We start from the raw sequence: 20,621 nt of genomic DNA on the forward strand, positions 1-20,621 counted from the left end.
GCACTCGATGTAGTACTGCTCGAGAATCATCGTGGTTCCTCCGTATGGGTCGATTTCGTCCTCGATATGGACAACCCTGCCACATACCCCCTAGGGTATGTCAAGTACCCCACGGGGTATCCCTTCGAACCTCGTCCCCCTACCGCAGGAAGCACAGCGATGAACACTCCCGTCGACCCCGTCCCCAGGACCGCCGTCACCCCCGAAGCCGATACGCAGGTGCTGCACCGGCTGCGCCGCGCGCAGGGGCAGCTCGCCGGCGTGATCGCCATGCTCGAATCCGGCCGCGAGTGCCGGGACGTGGTGACCCAGCTCGCCGCCGTCTCCCGGGCGCTCGACCGCGCCGGGTTCAAGATCGTTGCCGCGCAGCTTCGTCGGTGCATGCTCGACGAGGAGGACGACACGTGCCCGGACCGGCTCACCGAGGAACAGCTCGAGCGCCTCTTCCTCGCCCTGGCCTGAGGGAGACCGCCCGACGACGACGTTCGCGACGTGGTGGCGCGATCAGCGCCGTCGGGCCCTGACCACCGTGTCGTGCACGGTGACGGCGCGTCCGTCCGGGTCGGTGACCGACCGCGCGACGGCGGCCTCGGTGACGACGTCCCAGCCGTCGGGATCGAGCAGCGCCACGACGTCCGCTCCCGTGAAGAACAGCTCGGGCCGCGGCGGGCGCGGCACGGTGGTCTGCAGGTCGGTGGGGTGATGCCCGACGATCAGGAGGGTGCCGCCGGGAGCGACCGCCTCCGCGAGCCCTCGAAAGAGGACGTCGCGTTCCGGTGGCGGCAGGTGCATGTACTGCGCGGAGACCAGGTCGTACCGCCCCCGGCCGGGGTCCCACGCGGTGAGGTTCTCGTGCAGCCACGTGATGCGCCCGGCGATCTCGGCGCCGGCCCGATCCGCGTGCTCGGCAGCGCGTCGCAGGGCGACGCCGGACACGTCCACGCCGTCGACCCGCCAGCCGCGCCGCGCCAGCCAGATGGCGTCCGCGCCCTCGCCGCAGCCGACGTCGAGGGCGAGGCCGGGCTCGAGTTCGGCCGCCTCCCCCACGAGGTGACGGTTCGGCTCACCGCTCCAGAGCGCGGGACGGGAACGGTAGCGCTCGTCCCAGAGTTCTTCGTCGAGTTGGTTTTCCGGCACTGCGACTCCTTCGGTCGTCGGTACGGGTGGTCGGGCGCGTCAGCCGCGGAGCGGGAAGCCGATGCGGGACAACAGCTTCCGGGGACGAGACACCGGCGCCGGGAGCAGTTCGCCGGCTCGCTCGGGGAGTTCCCGCTCGATCGCGGCCTCGATCTCGCGCACCCCGGGATTGACCAGGGCGACCCGTCCCACGAAGACGGTCGGCACGGTCTCGTCGCCGCCGGTGACCGCACGGACCCGCGCCGCGGCCGCGCGGTCCTGCCAGATGTCGATCTCGCGGGTGTCGATGCCGCGTCGGCGCAGGGCCCGGCGCAGCCGCGAACAGAACGGGCACCCGGGTCGCCACAGCACTTCGATCCCGTCGACGAAATCCGCCGATGTCATCTCCTCGCTCCTCTCACAGCACGTCCCGACCAATATACCCGAGGGGGTATTTTTCCTCCGGTGTTGCGCACGGTCTCGTACGGACGCGGCTCGGAAGGTCTCGAACTCGCCGATCCGCCCCGGCGGTGACTTTCGACCCTTCCCGGCCGCGGTCCACGAGCGCACGGTGAAGGCAACCGCGACCTGCTGCGGGATGGGAGGAACGTCGTGACCACCTGGATCATCCTCGCCGCGGTGCTCCTCGTCGTGGTGATGTTCGTGTTGTCGCAGTCGGTGCACGTCGTCACCCAGTACGAGAAGGGCGTGCTCTTCCGGTTCGGCCGGCTGCTCGGGGTGAAGGAACCCGGCCTGCATCTGATCATCCCGATCGTCGACCGCCTCACGAAGGTGTCGTTGCGGATCGTCACGATGCCGATCCAGTCCCAGGGGATCATCACGCGCGACAACGTCAGCGTGGACATCTCCGCAGTCGCCTATTTCCGTGTCATCGACGCCGTGAAGTCGGTCGTCGCGATCGAGAACGTCGCCGCTGCGATCGACCAGATCGCCCAGACCACGCTGCGCAGGGTGGTCGGCCGCCACACCCTCGACGAGGCGTTGTCGGAGACCGACGTCATCAACGTCCACATTCGAGAATTCCTCGACGTGTCCACCCTCGAATGGGGCGTGGAGGTGACCCTGGTGGAGTTGAAGGACATCCAGCTTCCCGACAGCATGAAACGCGCCATGGCCCGCCAGGCCGAGGCCGAACGGGAGAAGCGCGCCAAGATCATCGCGGCGGAAGGTGAGTCGATGGCGGCCGCCGCGCTCGGAGACGCCTCCGACACGATGATGGCCCACCCCCTGGCCCTGCAACTGCGCAACCTGCAGACCCTGGTGGAGCTGGGGGTCGAAAAGAACACCACCGTGGTGTTCCCGGCCCCCATGATGAGTGCCATCGGCGAACTGAAGACCTTCCTCGAACACGAAGCCACCGCGGCAGCGGCAGCGGCCGCCCAGCGCACACCGGTGGCGCCCACCTCCGGCCTCGTCGGCAACGGCACGTCGGCATCCGTCGCGACGACCCCCACCGCGCCGGCGCGAGGAGGGTAGGGCCAGGACGGGACTCGACGGTGGAGCGGTGATCGTCCCCGGTGGCAGCCGCGGCATTGCGGTCGACGACGATGCCACCACGGGCGCGGTTCTCGATCTCCGGCGGACCGGCATGCAGTGACCGCAGGTGAGCCCACTGCCTTCTTTCCGGCCCGGGGGGCGACACCCGGGTGCTTCAATGGTCGGGTGTGCAGATGGATGGCCTACTCGGGCGAGCCGATCCTCGTGGAGGATCTGCTGTTCAAGCCCGAGCATTCACTCATCGACCAGAGCCTGCACTCCCATCTCGGAGCCACCACCACCAACGGTGACGGCTTCGGAATCGGCTGGTACGGAATAGGTTCCGAACCGGCGATGTTCAAGAGCATCGATCCGGCGTGGAACAACCACAACCTGCGGGAGATCGCCGGGCAGATCCGCACCCCGCTGCTGTTCGCGCACGTGCGGTCCTCGACCGGCACGCAGGTGCAGCGCAGCAATTGCCACCCGTTCCGGCACGAGGAATGGCTGTGGATGCACAACGGCGAGATCCTCGGCTTCCGGGACATCAAGCGGGAACTGATGATGGCCGTGGATCCGTCGCTGTACCCGGACATCGCGGGTACCACGGACTCCGAGGTGCTGTTCTTCCTCGCTCTCACGTTCGGTCTCCGGGACGATCCGTTCACCGCGGTCGGCCGTGCGATCGGGATGGTCGAGAAGGTCGCCCGCCACCGCGGGATCGACGATCCCGTGCAGATGACCGTGGCCACCACGGCCGGCGACACCATCTGGGTGTTCCGCTACTCCAGCGAGGGCCGGACCCGGTCGCTGTTCTACTCCACCGAGGTCGCCAAGCTCCGCGAGCTGCACCCCGAGGTGGAGATGTTCCATCGTCTGGGCATCGACGCCCGGTTCGTCGTGTCCGAACCGCTCCGCGATCTGCCGGGCGCATGGAACGAGATGCCCGAGTCCTCCGCCGCCGTGGTCGGCCCCGCGGGCAACGACATCCGGCCCTTCCGGCCGCTCGAGCCCGTCTGACGCGAGAGGTCGATGCATGAGTCTTGACAGTTCGCCGAAGGGTCCGGCGGTGGCCTCGGGTTCCGCACTGGTGCTCGCAGTACTGGCTGCGGGGCAGTTCCTGATGACGCTCGACAGCTCCGTGATGAACGTGTCGATGGCGACCGTGGCCGCGGACGTGGGCACCACCATCACCGGCATCCAGACCGCCATCACCCTCTACACCCTGGTGATGGCCAGCTTGATGATCACCGGCGGCAAGATCGGCACCATCCTCGGGCGGCGCCGCGCGTTCGGGCTCGGCCTGATCATCTACGGCGCCGGGTCGTTCGTCACCGGGATCGCGCCGAATCTCACCGTCCTCCTCATCGGCTGGTCCCTGCTCGAGGGCATCGGCGCCGCCCTGATCATGCCCGCGATCGTTTCCCTGGTCGCGGCGAACTTCCCCGCCGAACGCCGCCCCGCCGCCTACGGATTGGTGGCCGCGGCGGGGGCCGCGGGCGGCGCGGTGGGGCCGTTGCTCGGTGGGGCGGTGACCACGTTCGCGTCCTGGCGCTACGTCTTCTTCGGCGAGGTTGTCATCGTCGTCCTGATCCTGCTCGCGCTGCGTCGCGTGGAAGACATTCCACCGCAGCGGATCCGGCTCGACCTCGTCGGCTCGCTCCTGTCGGTCGCCGGCCTGGGAATGTTCGTCTACGGCGTGCTGCGCTCGAGCGAATGGGGCTGGATCCAGACCAAACCCGGCGGACCGGCGATCCTGGGACTGTCCCCCGTCATCTGGTTGCTGCTGGGTGGACTCTTCGTGCTCTACCTGTTCCTGCGGCGGGAGACGTACCTGGCGAAGACGGGCGGCGAACCGCTGGTCGACCCCGCGCTGCTGAGGAACAGCCAGCTCACCGGCGGTCTGAGCATGTTCTTCGCCCAATTCCTCATTCAGGCCGGGGTGTTCTTCTCCGTCCCCCTGTTCCTGTCTGTGGTCCTCGAACTCAGTGCGCTCGAGACGGGTGTGCGGATCCTTCCGCTGTCGATCGCTCTGGTCCTGGCGGCCGTCGGCATCCCCAAGCTGCGACCCCAGGCGAATCCCCGGCGCATCGTCCGGATCGGCCTCGGGATCATGGTCGTCGGCATCCTCATCCTCGTGGGTGGGATGGATCCCGGCGCAAATGCGGCGGTCGTGTCGATCCCGATGCTGCTGATGGGTCTCGGACTGGGTGCGCTGGCCTCCCAGCTCGGTGCGGTCACGGTGTCCGCGGTGCCGGACTCGCAGAGCGCCGAGGTCGGCGGTCTGCAGAACACGGCGACCAATCTCGGCGTGTCACTGGGGACCGCCCTGATCGGCTCCATCCTGATCGCCACCCTGACCACCTCCGTCATCGCCGGCATCGAGAACAACCCGGCCGTGCCGGAATCGGTGCAACAGCAGGCCACCACGGACATGGCTGCCGGGGTGCCGTTCCTGTCCGACACCCAGTTGGAGGGTGCCCTGGACGAGGCCGGGGTGGACGAGGCCACCGCGGATGCGATCCTCGAGGTCAACTCGGACGCGCGGCTCGAGGCCCTGCAGGTGGCCTTCGCCGTCACGGCACTGATCACCGTCGCCGCACTGTTCGGCACCGGATCCCTACCGCGCCGGCCGGTGGGCGCACGGCCCGGCGAGGGTCAGCGCAGGCCCGACGAGACCGACGACGAGCGCTGAGGCCGGAAGGCCAGGTCCCGGAGCCGCGCCCAGTCCCAGGTCGGCGCCGAGACCAAGGTTCCCGGACGGCGCCGGGGCACCCGCACCCGCAGCGCCTGCGGCTCGACGGTGCAGCGCACCGGCGTGGGCAGCATCAGCGCTTCCCCGTCCACCCCGACCGGAATCTCCGGTGCCTCCGCGTCGACGATCACCTCGGTGGCCACGCGCTGAACCAGCCCCCGGCTGTGCGTGCGGCGCAGCAGGTCGACCGCCTGCCCTGCGCCGGCTACCGAGATCGTCACCACCCCGAGCACCCCGCGATCCAGCCGGGGCCGTCGTCCCAGCCCCGCGAGGTCGTCGGTCGCGTACGGGTCGTTGCTCACCAGGACGGCCTGCGCGCCTTCCACCGTCGTGTCGCCGTCGATGCGGGCCCTCAGCCGGGTGGCGCTGTCGCGAGCGAGCAGGTCGGGCATCATCCGCAGGGCCGTCCCGGCCTTGTCGTCCCGGTATTCCGGGCTCTGCACCACGTCGGCGTAGACGCCGAACGAGGCGTTGTTGACGAACACCCGTCCCCCGATCCTGCCGAGATCGATGCGCAGTTCCACCCCGTCCCGCAGAGCGTCCAGGCCTGCGGCCGGGTCCTCCCGGTCCAGTCCCAGATCCAGCGCGAAGTGGTTCCGTGTGCCGGCGCTGATCACCAGGAACGGCAGACCGTGCTCGGCCGCGATCGCCGCCACCAGGGCCTGTGTCCCGTCGCCCCCGGCGACACCGAGCAGGTCGGCGCCCCGCTCCACCGCCTGCCGGGCCAGGGCCTCGACGTCGACGGGCCCCGGTCCCGCGAGCAGGGCTACCTCGGCACCGAGTTCCTCGGCCTTGCGTTGCAGATCGAACTTCACGACCTTGCCACCCCCCGAACGGGGGTTCATCACCAGGAACGGGCGGTGGACCGGCGCGGCGGGGTACTCGGGCATCCCCTGCTCTGTGTCACGGCGCAGGGCCGCCCGCGCGCACGCCAAGGCGAGCAGCACCAGCGCGACCGACACCAACGCGACCCAGAGCACGCGCTCCCGCACGAACAGCACGGGCAGCGCGAGGGGGGCGACCACTGCGAGACCCAGTGACAGCGCGCGCAGCAGCCCCCGGCTCGCGAGGAACCAGTAGAGAGCCGCGACCGTCACCGCTGCCACCGTCACGCTCACCGCCAGGAGTGCGAGGGCGCCGCGCAGGCCCGCGACGATCACCGGAACGGCGGCAGCGCCGAGGACGGCGGCGAACGCCGCACGCGCCCACCATCGGCGGGAGACCGGCACCTCGTCGCCGGGAACGGCGTCCACCGGGCTCACGTCCCGGTCTTCGAGTCCGCGTCGGGCACGATCTCCGTCGGTTGCTCCCAGGTTCGTGCCGGCCGGATCAGCACCTCGAGCGCGAGCAACGCCAGCAGGGCACCGAGAACGATCCACACGACCACGAGACCGGTCGGGTACCGCCAGAACATCAGCATCACGGCGGCGATGCCGATGATCGCCAGCCGCAACGCCGTCCGGGCCCGGTAGGCCCCGGCTTCCACCTGGTTCGGTGGCCGCGGCTTACGGGACCGCTGCACCGCGTCCATGCCTCGCCCGAATCCGCGACGGACGGCGGTCGCGGAGGCTGATCCCCCGGTCAGGTACGCCCCGACCGCGATCACCAGGCCGAGGATCGCCACCGCCCGCAGTGCGGTCCGCAGCGGCACCAGCATCGTGTCGGCGATCGCCGAGGCGGCGTCCGGGGACAGCACGTCCGGGGGAATGTCGCCGAGATAGAGGGATCGGGCGACGATCAGCGCGATCGCGAGGATCAGCATCCCCACGAGCAGTGCCGTCCCGACGAACGCCAGGGCACGACGGCGACGCCCGGGCGGAGCCACGGCCACCGCGGCCACCGCGGCGGCGATCGTCAGCCACGGCAGCACATCCGACGCCGTGTCCAGAGCGCTGACCGCCCGTTGCGCCCTGATCAGCTCCGGCGACTGGAACAGCACGAACTGCTTGTCGATGTCCGGGATCTTCTCGGCGAAGGAGAATCCCCGGTCCAGCAGGCGGGCCTTGACGTTGTCGATGATCGTGCCGAGGGAGATGCTGACCGTGCCGCTCTCGTCCACCGTTACCGAGGACGGGCCGCCCTCACCGGTGACGACTGCCACCAGCCCGGTGTGCGCTGCACGGTTGGCCTGGATCCACAGATCCTCGAACTGGTCGGTCTGCACCAGCGACAGCACCGTCTCGTACACGAAGTTGCGTGCCTGCCCGGCGATCACCGGCGCGAGCCCCTCCACCGCCCGGTCCACGCGCGGCGCGTCCGCGGTCGCCGGAACGGCATCGGTCAGGGCGGTCAGCGCGTCGGACGTGAGGCCTTCGACATCGACCCGCGCGAAGATCTCGTCGGTGACCGTGCCCGCGATCTCGGTCTGCACCGCGGGATCGGAACCGAGCGGGGCCACCGTGGTGACGTACCGGTCCGTGTCGAGGATCTCGCTGCGCACGAACCGCGCCGTCACCGACGCGATCGCCAGCAGTGCGACCAGCACCGTCAGAATCGCCACCGCAGTCCAGCGCAGCGCGTGCCGCGGCGGACGCGATACGGGCGGGGGTGGCGGCGGGGCCTCGGGCGCGGCCTCTGTCCGCGCCCGCAGTGCGGCCACCTCGGCCCGCAACCGCTCCAGTTCGGCCCGCTCGGCGGTGTCGAGCGGAGCGGTGCCCGTGCCGCTGCGCGAAATGTCGCTGTCCATCGTCTTCTCTTTCCACTCGGTGACAGAGGCACGGCAGCACGGACGAAGCGTGCCCTCCGGCGGCACGAGTCCGAGATGCAGTTCGATGTGACTGTGTGAAATGTCTTGCTGTATGCCTCCTTTTCCCTCATCCGCCGGGTGAACGGACCGGGGACGCAGTTCGGGTCTGCGCCCAGGACTCGGGCTTCAGGTCGTCGACCTGCACGCCGGGACCATAGAACTCGTGAACCAGGCCGAGGACACGGGCGAGCACCTCCGCGTCCGTGAGATCGTCGCGGAGCACCATATGCAGCTGAGCCGGACTGTCGCCGGATTCCGTCGACACCACCAACCGGCAGACCCAGTCGCTCATCTCGGCCTCCCCGCGTATCTTCTTGTGCTGCGACCGGATCGAGGAATCCTCTCCGCGCTGCCGAGCATCGCCGTGTGCGCTGCTGACCGGCCTGCAGACCCCCGGCCCGCAGACCCGGGGGCGGTCAACCCAACGTCCATCCCGGGCTCCGTCCGGTTTCGTTCCATTCGCGATCCAATGCCGACAGCCTCCGCCGCACGCCGACACGATGAACTCCGTAGAGGAGCAGCAGGGCGATGCCGGAGCCCACCCCCCACACCGTGAGTGCGGCACTGACACCGGCCACGACGCCGTCCGAGCCGGTCCTGGGCGCGGCGACGGGATCACCGGTCGAATCGATCCAGATGTCGATCGTCTCGCCCGGCTTCGCGCCGAAGGGCGTCTCCACCTTCCCCGTGCGCGTTTCGTCGGTCCCGGTCGTCCACCGCGCGGTCGCTCGGTCCGGGTCCCCCGGACCCCGGGTCGCAGTGTCCGTCATCGAACCGGTGCCCGTCGGTCCCGGCTCCTCGAGGAGGATCGCCGTCACCTGGTGGCGTTCCAGGCGTTCCTCCAGCGCAAGCTGGCCGACCCGCGCGTAGGTCGCCGTCCCGTACGCGGCGGCGAGGGGCACCATGACGAGCACGAACATCGCGACGACCAGAACGAGTGCGGATTCGACTCGCTCGGATCGTCGCATCAGCGGGTTGCCGCTCCACGGAGCGCGGCGCCATAACCGGAGGGCCAGGGGCTGCTCTGCGTTCATCTCGAAACTCCTGCAGTTACTTGACTACAGTGTTCCGCCGGCGAGGGCCTGTGGCGTAGGGCACAAGGTCATCGCTCGATTCGGTTGATCAGGGACGGGGACCTGTTGGAGTCCCCTGTCTCCCGGCACGGTCTGCACCCGGGCCCGCCTACCCCGACGCAGAGGCTCTGCTCCGCCGGGCCTACACCGGTGCGAGCGGCCGGAACGGCCGGATCTCGTCCTCGCCGGGCCGGACCACGCCCGCGGAGGACTCGGGTACTTCGTTCCATGCGTCCGGCAGATCGCGCAGCGGTTCGGAGACGATGAAGCGGGTCTCGGCACCGAGCTGGTGCAGCACCTCCACCTCGGGATGCAGCTCGAGGAGCCTGGCGAGCTTGGTGGAGAAGAACAGCGATCGGCTCTTGCCTTCGCTGGAATAACGGAACACCCACATCGACTCTCCGTCCGTGGTCGCCACGGTCATCTGCACGGGATGCTCGATCGCATGGGCGTGCGCGATCTTCTCCACGTATCCGACAGCCCGGGCGACGGCAGTGAACGGGTCCTCGGTGAGACCGAACGTCAGCGCGAGATAGAACAGCATCTCGGAGTCGGTCGAGCCCTCGATGTCGGGGTAGAGCGCCGGATCCACCGCCAGCACGAGCTCGCGTTTGATCTCCCGGAACCCGTTGAGGACCCCGTTGTGCATCCACAACCAGCGCCCGTGCCGGAAGGGATGGCAGTTGCTGCGCTGGACGTGCGTCCCGGTCGAGGCCCGCACGTGTGCGAACAGCAGCGGTGTCTCCACCTGAGCGGCGAGCTCGCGCAGGTTCCGGTCGTTCCAGGCCGGATCGATGCTCTTGAACACCGCCGGCTCCGGCCCTCTCCCGTACCATCCGATGCCGAAACCGTCACCGTTGGTGGTGGTGGCTCCGAGGCGCGAATGCAGGCTCTGATCGATCAGCGAGTGCTGCGGGCGGAACAGCAGATCCTCGGCAAGGATCGGGTCGCCGGAATATGCCATCCATCTGCACATCTCACCATTGAATCACCGCTTCGACCGCGAGCACGTCTCGAAACGGACACAGGTCGCGCCGCGTTCGTGTCGGATGCGGGCCCGGCCCGCGTACGGGCGTCTTCGTGTCGAGGACACGTGGGGGGACGGTGGGTTTCAGGGTCGGGGTGGGTTTCAAGGTCTTTATCCCCTGCGGAGACGCCGGTTGGGGTGTCATTCTCGATGTGAGTCGCCCGATATCGCGGAGGTTCGGTCCATCGCCGGAGCCGCTCACAGGAGGTGCACATCATGGATTCGTTCTGGGATTACGTGTGGTACACGATCATCGTGTTCGCGTTCGTGGCGTACCTGATCGTGCTGTTCCAGATCTTGGTCGACCTGTTCCGCGATCACACCGTTTCCGGCTTCGCCAAAGCCCTCTGGGTGATCGGGCTGGTCGTCCTCCCGTACCTGACCGCGTTCGTGTATCTGATCGCCCGGGGCCGCGGCATGGCGGAGCGGTCGATGCGTGCCCAGCAGGAGACCAAGCAGGCCACCGACGAGTACATCCGGCAGGTGGCCGGCAAGTCCCCGGCCGAGCAGATCGCCGATGCGAAGGCGCTGTACGACTCGGGAGTGATCACCCAAGCGGAGTTCGAGCAACTCAAGGCCACGGCTCTGGGACAGGCATCCGCGGGACAGACCGGAATGCAGGTCTGACAGGCCAGGACCTGCGCGGCATCCCGAGGACCCGCTCGCAGCGAGCCGGTTCCGAGATACTCGACGCATGCAGCCAGCGGCGTCGGCGGGTCGAGCACCGAAGAAGATGACCTGGATTCCGGGCGGAACCTTCTGGATGGGGTCGGAGGAGTTCTACCCCGAGGAGCGTCCGGTCCACCAGGTGAGTGTGGACGGATTCTGGATGGACATTCATCCGGTCACGGTCGCCGAGTTCCGGCGTTTCGTGAAGGACACCGGTCACGTCACCACCGCCGAGGTCGCGCCCGAACCCGCCGATTATCCCGATGCCGACCCGGCGCTGCTGGTACCCGGGTCGCTGGTGTTCACCCCGCCGGCTCGGCGCGTACCCCTCGACGACTACCGCCGGTGGTGGTCGTGGGTGCCGGGTGCGGATTGGCGGCATCCCGAGGGCCCCGGAAGTTCGGCCGGCGGCCGCGAACACCATCCGGTGACGCACGTGTCCCACTACGACGCGCTCGCCTACGCTCGGTGGGCGGGCAAGGAGCTGCCGACCGAGTCCGAGTGGGAGTTCGCGGCTCGCGGCGGCCTGGATCGGGCCCGGTTCGTGTGGGGCGACGAGTACACCCCGAAGGGGCGGTACCTGGCCAACACCTGGCAGGGCGAGTTCCCGTGGCAGAACCTCGCCGAAGACGGGTACGTCGGCACGTCTCCGGTGGGCAGCTTCCGGCCCAACGGTTACGGCCTGGTCGACGTGGCAGGCAACGTGTGGGAATGGACGACGGACTACTTCACCGCTCGTCACGGGGCGGACGGACGTGACACCGCCCCCGCCACGGCGTGCTGCATTCCCGCCAACCCACGCACGCTCGCGCCGGAGACCGGTGCCGAGGCCCATCCCCGGCGGGTCATCAAGGGCGGATCGCACCTCTGCGCCCCCAATTACTGCTTGCGCTACCGGCCCGCAGCCAGGCAGGGGGAAAGCGCGGAACCCTCCACCTGCCACATCGGATTCCGCTGCATCGTGCGCGGCCGCTGAGCAGCGCCGGTCAATCGATCGAGAACCAGGCCCGCACCTGCGCCTCGTGGTCGACATAGCGTTCGCCGGAAACGTCGACGACGACCTTGTCGATCGTGCCCCCGGTGAACCGGAACGGGGACACGTAGTCCGGCGTGACCGGAGAGGCACTGTCCCGCCCGACGCAGATACCGTCACCGACGAGGCAGAACACCCCCGGCTGGGTGACGATCTCACCGGTGGCCACCTGCTGATCGTCGACGTAGAGGGTCAGGGTGCCGGCGAAGCCCGGCATCGCCGGATCGGTGTTCTTCCCGGCGACGGCGAATTCGGCGGTGCACACGTGGGCACCGGGAGTGATGTCCCGGTCGGCGACCACGGTCTGCAGGTGTGTGCCGACCCAGTTGAAGGCATAGCGCAGACGGCAGTCCTTGACGTAGAGGCTGTGGCCGCCGGCCAGGCCGCCGTGGGCGTAGAGGACGCCCTCGGCATCGGCCGAGTCCACGTGGACTCCGGCGACGATCGTGTAGGACCGTCCGGTGATGGCGACACCGGCCGCCTCGGGGACGTCCGCGCAGTCCGGGTAGTAGACGTAGCGGTCTCGCGCTTTTCCCGGGCGGGGGCGTTCGGCGAGCACCTGTTCGAGGGCGCTGCGGTCGTCCAGCGGTAGCCCGTGGTAGCGGCCGGCGTAGTAGAACCACAGACTCTTCAGGGTTTCCAGCCGCTCGGGTTCGGCGTCGGCGAGGTTGTGCAGTTGCGCCCGGTCCTCCGCGAGGTGGTACAGCTCCCACACATCCTTGTCGAAGTGGCCCCACCCGGACAGCGGCGGATGCACGGAACAGACGAGCCACCCTTCGTGATACAGCGAGCGCTGCCCCAGCATCGCGTAGAACTGCACGGCCTTGCCCGGCGCTGCGGGATCGGTCAGCGAGGACGCGAAGCTCTCTCCCTCGAGCGGACTCTGGGTGTACCCCTTCAGGACCTCGGGCGGGGTGATGCCGAGCAACTCGTAGATCGTCGGGACGACATCGACGGCGTGGACGTACTGCGGGCGGGGCTCGGCCGAGGCGTCGATCCGCGCCGGCCACGAGAGCACGCACATGTCGGCGACGCCACCCTCGTAGCCGGCCCAGCGCTTCCAGTACGGAAACGGTGTGTCGAAGGCCCACGCCCAGCCGGTGTTGTAGTGGTTGTACGACAGCGGTGTGCCGAGCTCGTCGAGGTGCGGCAGGGTGCCCTCGGTGGTGTCGGGAACCCCGTTGAAGAAACGCCATTCGTTGAACGATCCGTTCGGCCCTCCTTCACCACTGGCACCGTTGTCGGAGACCACGACGATGAGGGTGTTGTCGAGCTCGCCGGTCGTTTCGAGCAGGTCGATCACCCGGCCGAGCTGATCGTCCGTGTAGGAGATGTAGCCGGCGAAGACCTCGGCCATCCGTACGAACAGGCGTTGCTCGTCGGCGGTGAGCGAGTCCCAGGGCCGGACGGTGTCGAGCAGCGGCCACGGCTGTCCGTCGGGTCCGGTGGTGGCCGGTTCCCCGTGCGGATTGATCGGGGAAAGCTCGGTGCCCTCGGGCAGCAACCCGAGGTCCTTCTGCCGCTGCAGTATCTCGGCACGGATGGCCTCGTAGCCCTGGTCGAACCTGCCCTTGTACCGGTCGGCCCATTCGGTGAACACGTGATGCGGGGCGTGCCCGGCCTGCGGGGCCAGGTACATGAAGAACGGTTTGTCCGGGTCGACGACCTTGGCGTCGCGGATGAATTCGATTGCCTTGTCCGCCAGGTCTTTCGACAGGTGATAGCCGTCCTCCGGGGTGCCGGGGGCGTCGACCGGATGGTTGTCGTACACCAGGTCGGGGTACCAGCTGCTCGACTCGCCGCCGAGGAAGCCGTAGAACCGCTCGAACCCGCGGCCCAACGGCCACCGGGCCTTGACCGCCGACATGTTCGTCTCGTCGCCCGGGGTCAGGTGCCACTTGCCGACGCAGTAGGTGTTCCACCCTTGCTCGGCCAGCACCTCGGAGACGAACCCGTTCTCGAAGGGAATGTGGGTGGAGATGCCCGGGAACCCGGAGCTGAACTCGGCGATGGTCGCCATGCCGTTGGTCGTCGCGTTTCGCCCGGTCAGCAGCGACGCCCGCGTCGGGGAGCACAGCGCGGTGGTGTGGAAGTTCGAGTACTTCACACCCCGGTCGGCGATGCGGCGCATGGTGGGTGCCTCGATCGGGCCCCCGAAGATGTCCATGCTGCCGTACCCGACGTCGTCCCACGCGATGATCAGGACGTTCGGGGCGCCCTCGGGCGCCTGCGCAGGCAGATACGGCGCCCAGTCCGGCACGGAGTCGCGGATGTCGACGGCGATCTTTCCGTGGTGGGTCCTTGCCATGGCGACGCTCCCGATCTCGAGCAGACCTGTCGGTCTCCGGCATCTCGAGCGTACCGACCGTCCGAATCGCCGACCATGCAAACGGCCCGATCCGCCGAAGTTCTTCGCACGATGTCTCGGATTCGGCAGAATGTGACGACGCCGCCCCTCCGGTCGAGCCGGTCCCGGAAATCCGGTGCGGCGAGGCGAGAAGGACCCGACTCATGACGTGGATCATCTTGGTGTTCATGGGAATTCCGCTGTGGTTGGGTGTGGCAGCTCTCGTTCTGCCGCGCGGACGCCGATGGCCGGCCGACGCACCCCGCCACCGCCCTCCGCCCGCGGAGGGGGCATCGTGACCTGGGCGCTTCCGGCGATCGCCGGAATCCTGCTCGTATTCGCGGCGATCTCCGGACGGGTTGCGGGCACTTCCATCACGGCCCCGATGGTCTTCACTGTCGGCGGCCTCGTGCTGGGCGCACAGGCTGCCGGGCTGATCGACGTCGAGGCCACCAGCGAAACGGTGAAACTTCTCGCCGAGGTCACCCTCGCCCTCGTGCTGTTCTCCGACGCCGCCCGCGTGGACCCGACCGCTCTACGAGCCGAAATCTCACTTCCTGCACGACTTCTCGGTGTAGGACTACCGCTGACCATCGCGGCCGGGTTCGGCGCCGCGGTGCTCGTGCTGGGCGACCTCTCCTGGCCCGAGGCGCTGCTGCTCGCCGTGCTCCTCGCGCCCACCGACGCCGCTCTCGGGCAGGCGGTGGTCACCCTGCCGATCCTGCCGTCGCGGGTGCGCCAGGGACTCAACGTCGAAAGCGGCCTCAACGACGGCATCTGCGTACCGCTGTTCCTCATCGTGCTGGCGATCGCACGCGCCGAGTCCGGGGCAATCGGCGGCGGTGCAGCCGTACGGCTGGTCACCGAGCAGATCGGCTACGGCATCGTCGCCGGGGTCGGTGCCGGAGCGGTCGCGGCGGCGGTGCTGATCCTCGCCGGGCGGCACCGCACGATCGACCCGTTGTGGGTTCAGATCGTGCCGGTGGCCGCCGCCACGCTGGCCTACACCGTCGCCGTGCCCCTCGGCGGCTCGGGATTCATCGCCGCGTTCGTCGGCGGGCTGACCTTCGGGGCGATCCGGCGCCGCGCCGAGGGGGAGGTCTCCCACCTGATCGACGAGGCCGGGGATGTGTTCAGTGCCGTCACGTTCATCGTCTTCGGGGCGGTGTTACTCAGCCCGGCCCTCGGACACCTGTCGTGGCCGGTGCTCGCCTACGCCGTGCTGAGCCTGACCGTCGTCCGCATGGTCCCCGTCGCGCTGTCGCTGCTCGGCACCCACGCCCGCACCCCGACCCTTGCCTTCCTCGGCTGGTTCGGCCCCCGCGGACTGGCCACCATCGTCTTCGTCATCCTGATTCTCGAAGAACCCGGTGCCTTGCCCCACGAGGACCTGCTGCTGCTCACCGCCGTCGTCACCGTGGGCCTGTCGGTCCTCGCCCACGGGGTCACCGCCGCCCCCCTCGCCGACCGGTACGCCGCATGGTTCCGCCGTCACCCCCGGCCCGAACAGCAGCCGGCACACGAGGCGTAGACGGCGCGGCACCGGATCTGTGTCCGGAACATCCGATCTGCCTTGCTCGGGTCCATTTCCGGCACGGTAGGTCATCGGATCGAGCGGCCTTCACCGGATCCCCTTTCCGGGCGCGGCCATCAGGTCTAGCGTCGACTCTGTCGGAAAACACCGGCAGACCGACTTGCCAGGTCGTCATCGGACTCTCCGACAAGCCGGCCATCCGGGACGAGGCGGCTCGTAGAAGAACCGCCCGTCGGACGTGGAACCCACGAACGATCTGTCGCCCTTGGTATTCCACGGACGGCAGCTCGGCAGAGGAGATGACGAGATGACCGAACAAGTCCAACAACAACTCGGCGACGACATCGACGAACTCGGTCCGGTGGACTGGATCGTGGTGGAGTTCCCGGGCAGCAGGTTCAGGGGCGAGATCGCACCCGCGCTCGACGACCTCGTCGAACGCGGAACAGTACGCGTACTGGATCTGCTGTTGCTGAAGAAGGACGCCGACGGATCGCTCGAAGCGTTCGAGCTCGCCGACCTGGACGAGAGCGAGATCGGCGCGCTCCGCTCCTACGAAGCCGAGCTGGCGATGTTGCTCAGCGAGGAGGACGTCGAAGCGGTCGCCGCGGCCGTCGAGCCCGGCAGCACCGCGGCCCTGCTGGTGTGGGAGAACCTGTGGGCCGCGCCGTTCGCATCGGCGGTACGCCGCGCCGGCGGACAGCTGGTGGCCAGCGGCCGCATCCCCGTACAGGCCCTGCTGGCCGCAATCGAGGCCGACGAACAAGAAGGAGACTGACATGCCCCTCGCAGCCAGGCGTATGCGTCGCGCCGCGGTGATCGGACCCGCACCCGTGGCTCGCACGGCCACGACCGTCGCGACGGCGGCGGTGGTCGCTCACGGTGTCCGCCGTCGTTCCGACCGCCGGGAAGATCGACGAGAGGACCGCAGAGACCGGCGCTGACCGTGCCGACGAAACACCAACCGGCTCCCCGACGGCGTGCGCACCGTCGTGGAGCCGCCCGGACCGCAGAGGGCCGATCGCGCCACTCCGACCCCCACCGATCCGGCAGTGACATGGCGGCGGAATCCGCAGGTTCGGACCCTACAGCGAATGAGGCTCTCATGACTGCCACGACGTCAGCTGCGACAGCACCTCGGCCCGCCCTCGAACGGCTGCGCGAAGCCGAACACCTCGTCCTGGACCTGCCGATCATGGGCCGCATCAGCATTCCGCCACCCGAGCAGCTCGCCTACCTCGCGGGTATCGGCACCTTGGTTGCCCTCGAGCTCCTCGAATGGCCGGTTGCAGTTGCTCTCACCGCGGGTCACCTTCTGGCCGAGGCACATCACCACCGCCTCCTCCAGGGAATCGGCGAGGCGTTGGAAGAGGCATGACCTCCCGTTCGGTGAGGTGGTCCGACCGGCGTCCGGAAGGCAACGTCGGGACCGGGCCGGCGGCGCTCCCTCGGATCAGATACCTCGCCGGGCGGTGATCCGCCCCTCGGAGATCGCACCGAGGAGTGCGGCGTGGTCGCGTGTGTTCTGTTCGGCGTAGGCGATCGCGAATGCCGTGATGGCGTCGTCGAATTCGGTGCCGGAACCGAGATACTCGGCGATCGCGATGCGGTCGCCGGATCGGGCGTGCCCATACGCCAGTACCCGTCCGCACAGCCGCCCGTACAGCGTCATTCCGGTGGGAGTCATCGCCTCGACGACCGCCGAGCCCTTGCCGTCCCGCAACTGACGCAGGTAGAAATCTCGCCGGACGCCGTCCGGTCCGGGGCCCTGCTGCCAGCCGAGGAAGATGTCGCTGGCCGCCTGCATCAAACGTTGGCCGTTGACCACACGTTCGCCCTCGTTGGCAAACGTGGGCCCGTCCACGTAGTACGAGAGCACGGACCGTTGCGCCTCCTTGGCCTGCAGGAAGAGCGGGTCGTCGTCACCCGTGCCGCGCAACAGGAAGATCCAGGCCCGGGTTCCGACGCTGCCGACACCGACCACCTTGCGCGCCGCCTGCACGAACTCGAACTGTTCGAGGAGCACCCGCCGGTCCCACTGGAGCGTCGACCGATAGTCACGCAGGCGCTGGTGCAGATCCGCGTAGAGTTCGTCGGCGTCCGCGTCGGGCAGGACCTCCTCGATGGGGACGATGAGCGGCGGGGCGCTGATGATCCGGCGCCGGCCGTCGACCACCTCGGTCAACTTGGCGAGCGCTTGGACGCTGTCCCGGTGGCGCGACTTCTCGAGCGTCTTGCGCAGGCGCTTCTTCATGGAGGAGTCGAGTTCGTCGCGCAGTTCCGTGAGTTCGGTGCTGGGCTCGATGTGCGAATACCACACCGCCAGATTTCCCCGCTCCGCCTGCCGGGCAATCGTCTCGCGATACTCCGCTGCGCAGGCGCGGGCGATGCGCGCCTGCTGCTTGCCCGTGAAACCGTTGTCCCGCGCGGCGATCACGAGGCTGGTGACCAGTCGCTTGACGTCCCACTCGAACGGGCCGGGGTAGGTCTCGTCGAAGTCGTTGATGTCGAAGGTCAGCTTGCGTTCCGGGGTGGCGAAGATTCCGAAATTGCTCATGTGCGCGTCCCCGCACAGCTGGGTGAGGACGGTCGTGGTGGGCCCGCGGGACAGATCGTCCGCCATCACCAGAGCCGCACCCCGGTAGAAGGAGAACGGCGTTTCTGCCATGCGGCCGTAGCGCACCGGAACCAGCTCCGGCACCCGGGACGTCGCCTGCCGCTCCAGCAGGTCGAGCGGATCGGGGCGACGGCTCGTATCGAACTCGGCGAGCGCGGACAGCGGGGTCCGGCTGCGGGCCGCCCGCCCCCGTTCCGCCCGCTCCTCCCTGGTGGGGTGTTCGACCACTGGCTCGCTTCTCGAGGTCTCGGTCATCAGGTTCTCCCTCTCACGTCTTCTTCTGCTGTTGGCGCCACTTCACGGCGGCGGTCAGGAACCGGAGGCCGAGCGCCAGGAGGACGAGGTTGCCGACCATCTGTGCGGTGACGACCGCCCGCGCGGCCTGGGTGGTGGCGACGATGTCTCCGAAACCCACTGTCGCGAAAACGGTCACGCAGAAATACAGGGCATCGATCCGTGAGAGCGGCACGTCGAACGATTCCGGAACGTTGTACGACAGGACGTGATACGCGGTCGCGTACCCGACCAGGTAGACGGCGACCGTCAGCAGCAGCGCCTCGATCGCCTGCACGGCAGGGTACGGTGACCGCAGCACCTGCCGGATCTGCCAGGCGCACACGGCGCACACCACCAGGAACCCACCGGCGAGCACTGCCACGGCCGAGACATCGTCGAAATCCTCGAACGGCAGCACGAAGTACGCGATCAACAACACGATCGTGGTGAGCGCCGGCCGCAGCACAGCCAGCCACAGCAACCGGCGGCCACCCACCCCCGGCAGGCTCGGCCCGGCCTCACCGTCGGTCATCGGCGACGCCCCGGCCCGGCGGTGCCGCGGTCAGTAGTAGTCCCGGCGCGGGTTCCACGTGGCCACCGCCCAGATGACGACCACATCGAGCGCAATGATGAGCACCGACCACCACGGGTAGTACGGCAGCCACATGAAGTTGGCGAGAATCGACAGCGACGCAAGCACGATGGCCGCCACCCTCGACCAGGTCGCGCCGGTGAACAGCGCGAAACCCACCAGAGCGATCACCGCACCGAGCACGATGTGGATCCATCCCCAGGTGGTGAAGTCGAACTTGTAGGTGTACTCGATCCCGACGACGAACAACTCGTCCTCCGCCACGGCGGCGATCCCCTGGAAGACCTGGAGGATGCCGATCGTGACGAGAATGATCGCGGCGCCCATGGAGGTACCGGCCGCCACATCGTGTTTGACACTCGTGTCCTGGGACATGCCAATCGCCTTCCCTTCGATTCGGCCCGACGTACGGTATTGTGCGCGCGCCACCGGCCGCCTCGCATAGAGTTGATGATCTTCGCCGGACCTCGACCGCCCGACGACCGGCATTCCAGGGATGCGAGAGGCCTTTGGTCACCACATCGACCGAAGCGAGGGCATTCCGGGACCGAGCGGAGCAGGATGGTGGCTGCCGGGGTCGGTCGCGTGCACCAGCCACCGAGTCGACGCGGGTGGACACGGCCCGACGGCCCCGTTCCCGGCACAGCGAAAAGAGGTATACCCGTGAACGATGCCGACATCGACGAAATAGGTCCCATCGACTATCTCGTCGTCGAGTTCCCGGCAGACCGTCAGCCCGACGGCTCGGCCCTGCCGCTGCTGCGTGACCTCGTCGCGCGCGGGATCATCCGCGTGCTCGACCTCGCCTTCGTCCGCAAGGACACCGACGGCTCGCTGAGCGGGATCGACATCTCCGAGGTCGGACTCGAGGGCGACATCGACGTGACCCTCTTCGCCGAGGCGGCCACCGGCCTGCTCGACGACACCGACCTCGGCGAGGCCGGTGCGGCTCTCGAACCGGGATGCTCGGCGGCGATCGTCGTCTACGAGAACACCTGGGCCGCACCCTTCGCGGCCGCCCTGCGCCGCAACGGAGGCCAACTCGTCGCCTCCGGCCGCATCCCGGTTCAGAGCATCCTCGCATCACTCGAGGCGCTCGACGCCCAGACCTGAACCACCGCAGCAGGATCCGATTCCGACTACGCCGAACGCCCACCCGAGGAGAACACCGTCATGCCCGGACTGCTTCGCGGGGTCGCCCGCACCGCCGTGGTGGCCGGAACCGCCACCGCTGTTTCCAACCGGGTCTCCCGGCGCCAGGGCCGGCGCTGGGCGGCGGAGGAACAGCCCCAGTACGCGCCACCACCGCCCGCCCCGGCGCCGGCCGCCGCTCCCCCCG

Annotated in this window: 21 protein-coding genes and 1 pseudogene; 11 read left to right on the forward strand and 11 right to left on the reverse strand. The window is 68.7% G+C overall.

Annotated features, from left to right (window positions below):
* Positions 1–159 precede the first annotated feature (159 nt).
* Positions 160–462: a metal-sensitive transcriptional regulator gene (locus CQZ88_RS16790; protein ID WP_006940428.1), complete on the forward strand. Its 303-nt coding sequence runs from the start codon at positions 160–162 to the stop codon at positions 460–462.
* A gap of 42 nt (positions 463–504) precedes the next feature.
* Here CQZ88_RS16790 and CQZ88_RS16795 read toward each other — a convergent pair whose 3' ends face one another.
* Together CQZ88_RS16795 and CQZ88_RS16800 are read right to left on the reverse strand one after the other, a co-directional pair.
* Entirely contained in the window at positions 505–1,137 is a 633-nt protein-coding gene (locus CQZ88_RS16795; protein WP_102800064.1) for a bifunctional 2-polyprenyl-6-hydroxyphenol methylase/3-demethylubiquinol 3-O-methyltransferase UbiG, read from the reverse strand.
* 39 nt (positions 1,138–1,176) lie between these two features.
* Positions 1,177–1,521: a glutaredoxin domain-containing protein gene (locus CQZ88_RS16800; protein ID WP_006940432.1), complete on the reverse strand. Its 345-nt coding sequence runs from the start codon at positions 1,519–1,521 to the stop codon at positions 1,177–1,179.
* Between the two features lie 207 nt (positions 1,522–1,728).
* Between CQZ88_RS16800 and CQZ88_RS16805 the strand changes: the two genes are divergently transcribed.
* The 3 genes from CQZ88_RS16805 to CQZ88_RS16815 all read left to right on the forward strand — a co-directional run bounded on the left by CQZ88_RS16805 (position 1,729) and on the right by CQZ88_RS16815 (position 5,308).
* Positions 1,729–2,613: a slipin family protein gene (locus tag CQZ88_RS16805; protein WP_006940433.1), complete on the forward strand. Its 885-nt coding sequence runs from the start codon at positions 1,729–1,731 to the stop codon at positions 2,611–2,613.
* Between the two features lie 198 nt (positions 2,614–2,811).
* A complete protein-coding gene (locus tag CQZ88_RS16810) occupies positions 2,812–3,633 on the forward strand; it encodes a class II glutamine amidotransferase (RefSeq protein ID WP_006940434.1) in 822 nt (273 codons plus the stop codon).
* A 16-nt stretch (positions 3,634–3,649) separates the two neighbouring features.
* Complete coding sequence (locus tag CQZ88_RS16815; protein ID WP_102800065.1) at positions 3,650–5,308, forward strand: MFS transporter; 1,659 nt, start codon at positions 3,650–3,652, stop codon at positions 5,306–5,308.
* On the opposite strand, the gene CQZ88_RS16820 is transcribed toward CQZ88_RS16815, so the two are convergent.
* The 5 genes from CQZ88_RS16820 to CQZ88_RS16840 all read right to left on the reverse strand — a co-directional run bounded on the left by CQZ88_RS16820 (position 5,272) and on the right by CQZ88_RS16840 (position 10,151).
* Positions 5,272–6,630, reverse strand: coding sequence for a diacylglycerol kinase family protein (locus CQZ88_RS16820; RefSeq protein WP_043798325.1), 1,359 nt, complete (start codon positions 6,628–6,630; stop codon positions 5,272–5,274). The two genes, CQZ88_RS16815 and CQZ88_RS16820, sit on opposite strands and share 37 nt — an antisense overlap.
* Positions 6,627–8,054, reverse strand: coding sequence for a hypothetical protein (locus CQZ88_RS16825; RefSeq protein WP_043798321.1), 1,428 nt, complete (start codon positions 8,052–8,054; stop codon positions 6,627–6,629). The genes CQZ88_RS16820 and CQZ88_RS16825 overlap by 4 nt, the downstream gene beginning before the upstream one ends.
* A gap of 127 nt (positions 8,055–8,181) precedes the next feature.
* A complete protein-coding gene (locus tag CQZ88_RS16830) occupies positions 8,182–8,406 on the reverse strand; it encodes a hypothetical protein (RefSeq protein ID WP_006940443.1) in 225 nt (74 codons plus the stop codon).
* A gap of 124 nt (positions 8,407–8,530) precedes the next feature.
* Positions 8,531–9,148, reverse strand: coding sequence for a hypothetical protein (locus CQZ88_RS16835; RefSeq protein ID WP_029546965.1), 618 nt, complete (start codon positions 9,146–9,148; stop codon positions 8,531–8,533).
* Between the two features lie 181 nt (positions 9,149–9,329).
* Positions 9,330–10,151 (reverse strand): class II glutamine amidotransferase, encoded by an 822-nt coding sequence (locus tag CQZ88_RS16840; protein WP_043798319.1) that lies wholly within the window; start codon positions 10,149–10,151, stop codon positions 9,330–9,332.
* A gap of 279 nt (positions 10,152–10,430) precedes the next feature.
* Here CQZ88_RS16840 and CQZ88_RS16845 point away from each other — a divergent pair, with 279 nt between their 5' ends.
* Both CQZ88_RS16845 and CQZ88_RS16850 read left to right on the forward strand, forming a co-directional pair.
* Positions 10,431–10,841, forward strand: a complete 411-nt coding sequence (locus CQZ88_RS16845) for an SHOCT domain-containing protein (RefSeq protein WP_029546963.1) — start codon at positions 10,431–10,433, stop codon at positions 10,839–10,841.
* Positions 10,842–10,947: 106 nt separating this feature from the next.
* Positions 10,948–11,859 (forward strand): formylglycine-generating enzyme family protein, encoded by a 912-nt coding sequence (locus CQZ88_RS16850; RefSeq protein ID WP_180987033.1) that lies wholly within the window; start codon positions 10,948–10,950, stop codon positions 11,857–11,859.
* A 10-nt stretch (positions 11,860–11,869) separates the two neighbouring features.
* Here CQZ88_RS16850 and CQZ88_RS16855 read toward each other — a convergent pair whose 3' ends face one another.
* Complete coding sequence (locus CQZ88_RS16855; RefSeq protein ID WP_102800067.1) at positions 11,870–14,224, reverse strand: arylsulfatase; 2,355 nt, start codon at positions 14,222–14,224, stop codon at positions 11,870–11,872.
* 334 nt (positions 14,225–14,558) lie between these two features.
* Here CQZ88_RS16855 and CQZ88_RS16860 point away from each other — a divergent pair, with 334 nt between their 5' ends.
* The 3 genes from CQZ88_RS16860 (at position 14,559) to CQZ88_RS16870 (ending at position 17,175) form a co-directional block, all read left to right on the forward strand.
* Positions 14,559–15,794, forward strand: a complete 1,236-nt coding sequence (locus CQZ88_RS16860) for a sodium:proton antiporter (RefSeq protein WP_102800068.1) — start codon at positions 14,559–14,561, stop codon at positions 15,792–15,794.
* A gap of 310 nt (positions 15,795–16,104) precedes the next feature.
* Entirely contained in the window at positions 16,105–16,575 is a 471-nt protein-coding gene (locus CQZ88_RS16865) for a DUF6325 family protein (RefSeq protein WP_029546959.1), read from the forward strand.
* A 327-nt stretch (positions 16,576–16,902) separates the two neighbouring features.
* Positions 16,903–17,175: a hypothetical protein gene (locus tag CQZ88_RS16870; protein WP_006940466.1), complete on the forward strand. Its 273-nt coding sequence runs from the start codon at positions 16,903–16,905 to the stop codon at positions 17,173–17,175.
* Positions 17,176–17,250: 75 nt separating this feature from the next.
* Here CQZ88_RS16870 and CQZ88_RS16875 read toward each other — a convergent pair whose 3' ends face one another.
* The 3 genes from CQZ88_RS16875 to CQZ88_RS16885 are packed head-to-tail and all read right to left on the reverse strand — an operon-like array spanning position 17,251 to position 19,657.
* The gene (locus CQZ88_RS16875) at positions 17,251–18,669 is read right to left on the reverse strand and encodes a DUF2252 domain-containing protein (protein WP_043798309.1); all 1,419 of its coding nucleotides are present in this window, start codon (positions 18,667–18,669) and stop codon (positions 17,251–17,253) included.
* Between the two features lie 13 nt (positions 18,670–18,682).
* Entirely contained in the window at positions 18,683–19,222 is a 540-nt protein-coding gene (locus CQZ88_RS16880; protein ID WP_006940470.1) for a potassium channel family protein, read from the reverse strand.
* 30 nt (positions 19,223–19,252) lie between these two features.
* Positions 19,253–19,657 carry a hypothetical protein gene (locus tag CQZ88_RS16885; protein ID WP_043798307.1) on the reverse strand — a complete coding sequence of 135 codons (405 nt, stop codon included), beginning with the start codon at positions 19,655–19,657 and terminating at the stop codon, positions 19,253–19,255.
* A gap of 288 nt (positions 19,658–19,945) precedes the next feature.
* Here CQZ88_RS16885 and CQZ88_RS16890 point away from each other — a divergent pair, with 288 nt between their 5' ends.
* Both CQZ88_RS16890 and CQZ88_RS31210 read left to right on the forward strand, forming a co-directional pair.
* A complete protein-coding gene (locus CQZ88_RS16890) occupies positions 19,946–20,395 on the forward strand; it encodes a DUF6325 family protein (protein WP_102800069.1) in 450 nt (149 codons plus the stop codon).
* A 60-nt stretch (positions 20,396–20,455) separates the two neighbouring features.
* Positions 20,456–20,621, forward strand: a pseudogene (locus tag CQZ88_RS31210) (SHOCT domain-containing protein); the annotation flags it as partial.

The organism is Rhodococcus sp. ENV425, from assembly GCF_002887785.1.
Lineage (GTDB): Bacteria > Actinomycetota > Actinomycetes > Mycobacteriales > Mycobacteriaceae > Rhodococcus > Rhodococcus aetherivorans.

Excerpts from the sequence above, each read along its gene's own strand:
- CQZ88_RS16790 (WP_006940428.1), top strand. The coding sequence starts at position 160 with ATGAACACTCCCGTCGACCCCGTCCCCAGGACCGCCGTCACCCCCGAA.
- CQZ88_RS16800 (WP_006940432.1), bottom strand. The coding sequence starts at position 1,521 with ATGACATCGGCGGATTTCGTCGACGGGATCGAAGTGCTGTGGCGACCC.
- CQZ88_RS16810 (WP_006940434.1), top strand. The coding sequence starts at position 2,812 with ATGGCCTACTCGGGCGAGCCGATCCTCGTGGAGGATCTGCTGTTCAAG.
- CQZ88_RS16815 (WP_102800065.1), top strand. The coding sequence starts at position 3,650 with ATGAGTCTTGACAGTTCGCCGAAGGGTCCGGCGGTGGCCTCGGGTTCC.
- CQZ88_RS16825 (WP_043798321.1), bottom strand. The coding sequence starts at position 8,054 with ATGGACAGCGACATTTCGCGCAGCGGCACGGGCACCGCTCCGCTCGAC.
- CQZ88_RS16830 (WP_006940443.1), bottom strand. The coding sequence starts at position 8,406 with ATGAGCGACTGGGTCTGCCGGTTGGTGGTGTCGACGGAATCCGGCGAC.
- CQZ88_RS16835 (WP_029546965.1), bottom strand. The coding sequence starts at position 9,148 with ATGAACGCAGAGCAGCCCCTGGCCCTCCGGTTATGGCGCCGCGCTCCG.
- CQZ88_RS16840 (WP_043798319.1), bottom strand. The coding sequence starts at position 10,151 with ATGGCATATTCCGGCGACCCGATCCTTGCCGAGGATCTGCTGTTCCGC.
- CQZ88_RS16845 (WP_029546963.1), top strand. The coding sequence starts at position 10,431 with ATGGATTCGTTCTGGGATTACGTGTGGTACACGATCATCGTGTTCGCG.
- CQZ88_RS16850 (WP_180987033.1), top strand. The coding sequence starts at position 10,948 with ATGACCTGGATTCCGGGCGGAACCTTCTGGATGGGGTCGGAGGAGTTC.
- CQZ88_RS16855 (WP_102800067.1), bottom strand. The coding sequence starts at position 14,224 with ATGGCAAGGACCCACCACGGAAAGATCGCCGTCGACATCCGCGACTCC.
- CQZ88_RS16865 (WP_029546959.1), top strand. The coding sequence starts at position 16,105 with ATGACCGAACAAGTCCAACAACAACTCGGCGACGACATCGACGAACTC.
- CQZ88_RS16870 (WP_006940466.1), top strand. The coding sequence starts at position 16,903 with ATGACTGCCACGACGTCAGCTGCGACAGCACCTCGGCCCGCCCTCGAA.
- CQZ88_RS16875 (WP_043798309.1), bottom strand. The coding sequence starts at position 18,669 with ATGACCGAGACCTCGAGAAGCGAGCCAGTGGTCGAACACCCCACCAGG.
- CQZ88_RS16880 (WP_006940470.1), bottom strand. The coding sequence starts at position 19,222 with ATGACCGACGGTGAGGCCGGGCCGAGCCTGCCGGGGGTGGGTGGCCGC.
- CQZ88_RS16885 (WP_043798307.1), bottom strand. The coding sequence starts at position 19,657 with ATGTCCCAGGACACGAGTGTCAAACACGATGTGGCGGCCGGTACCTCC.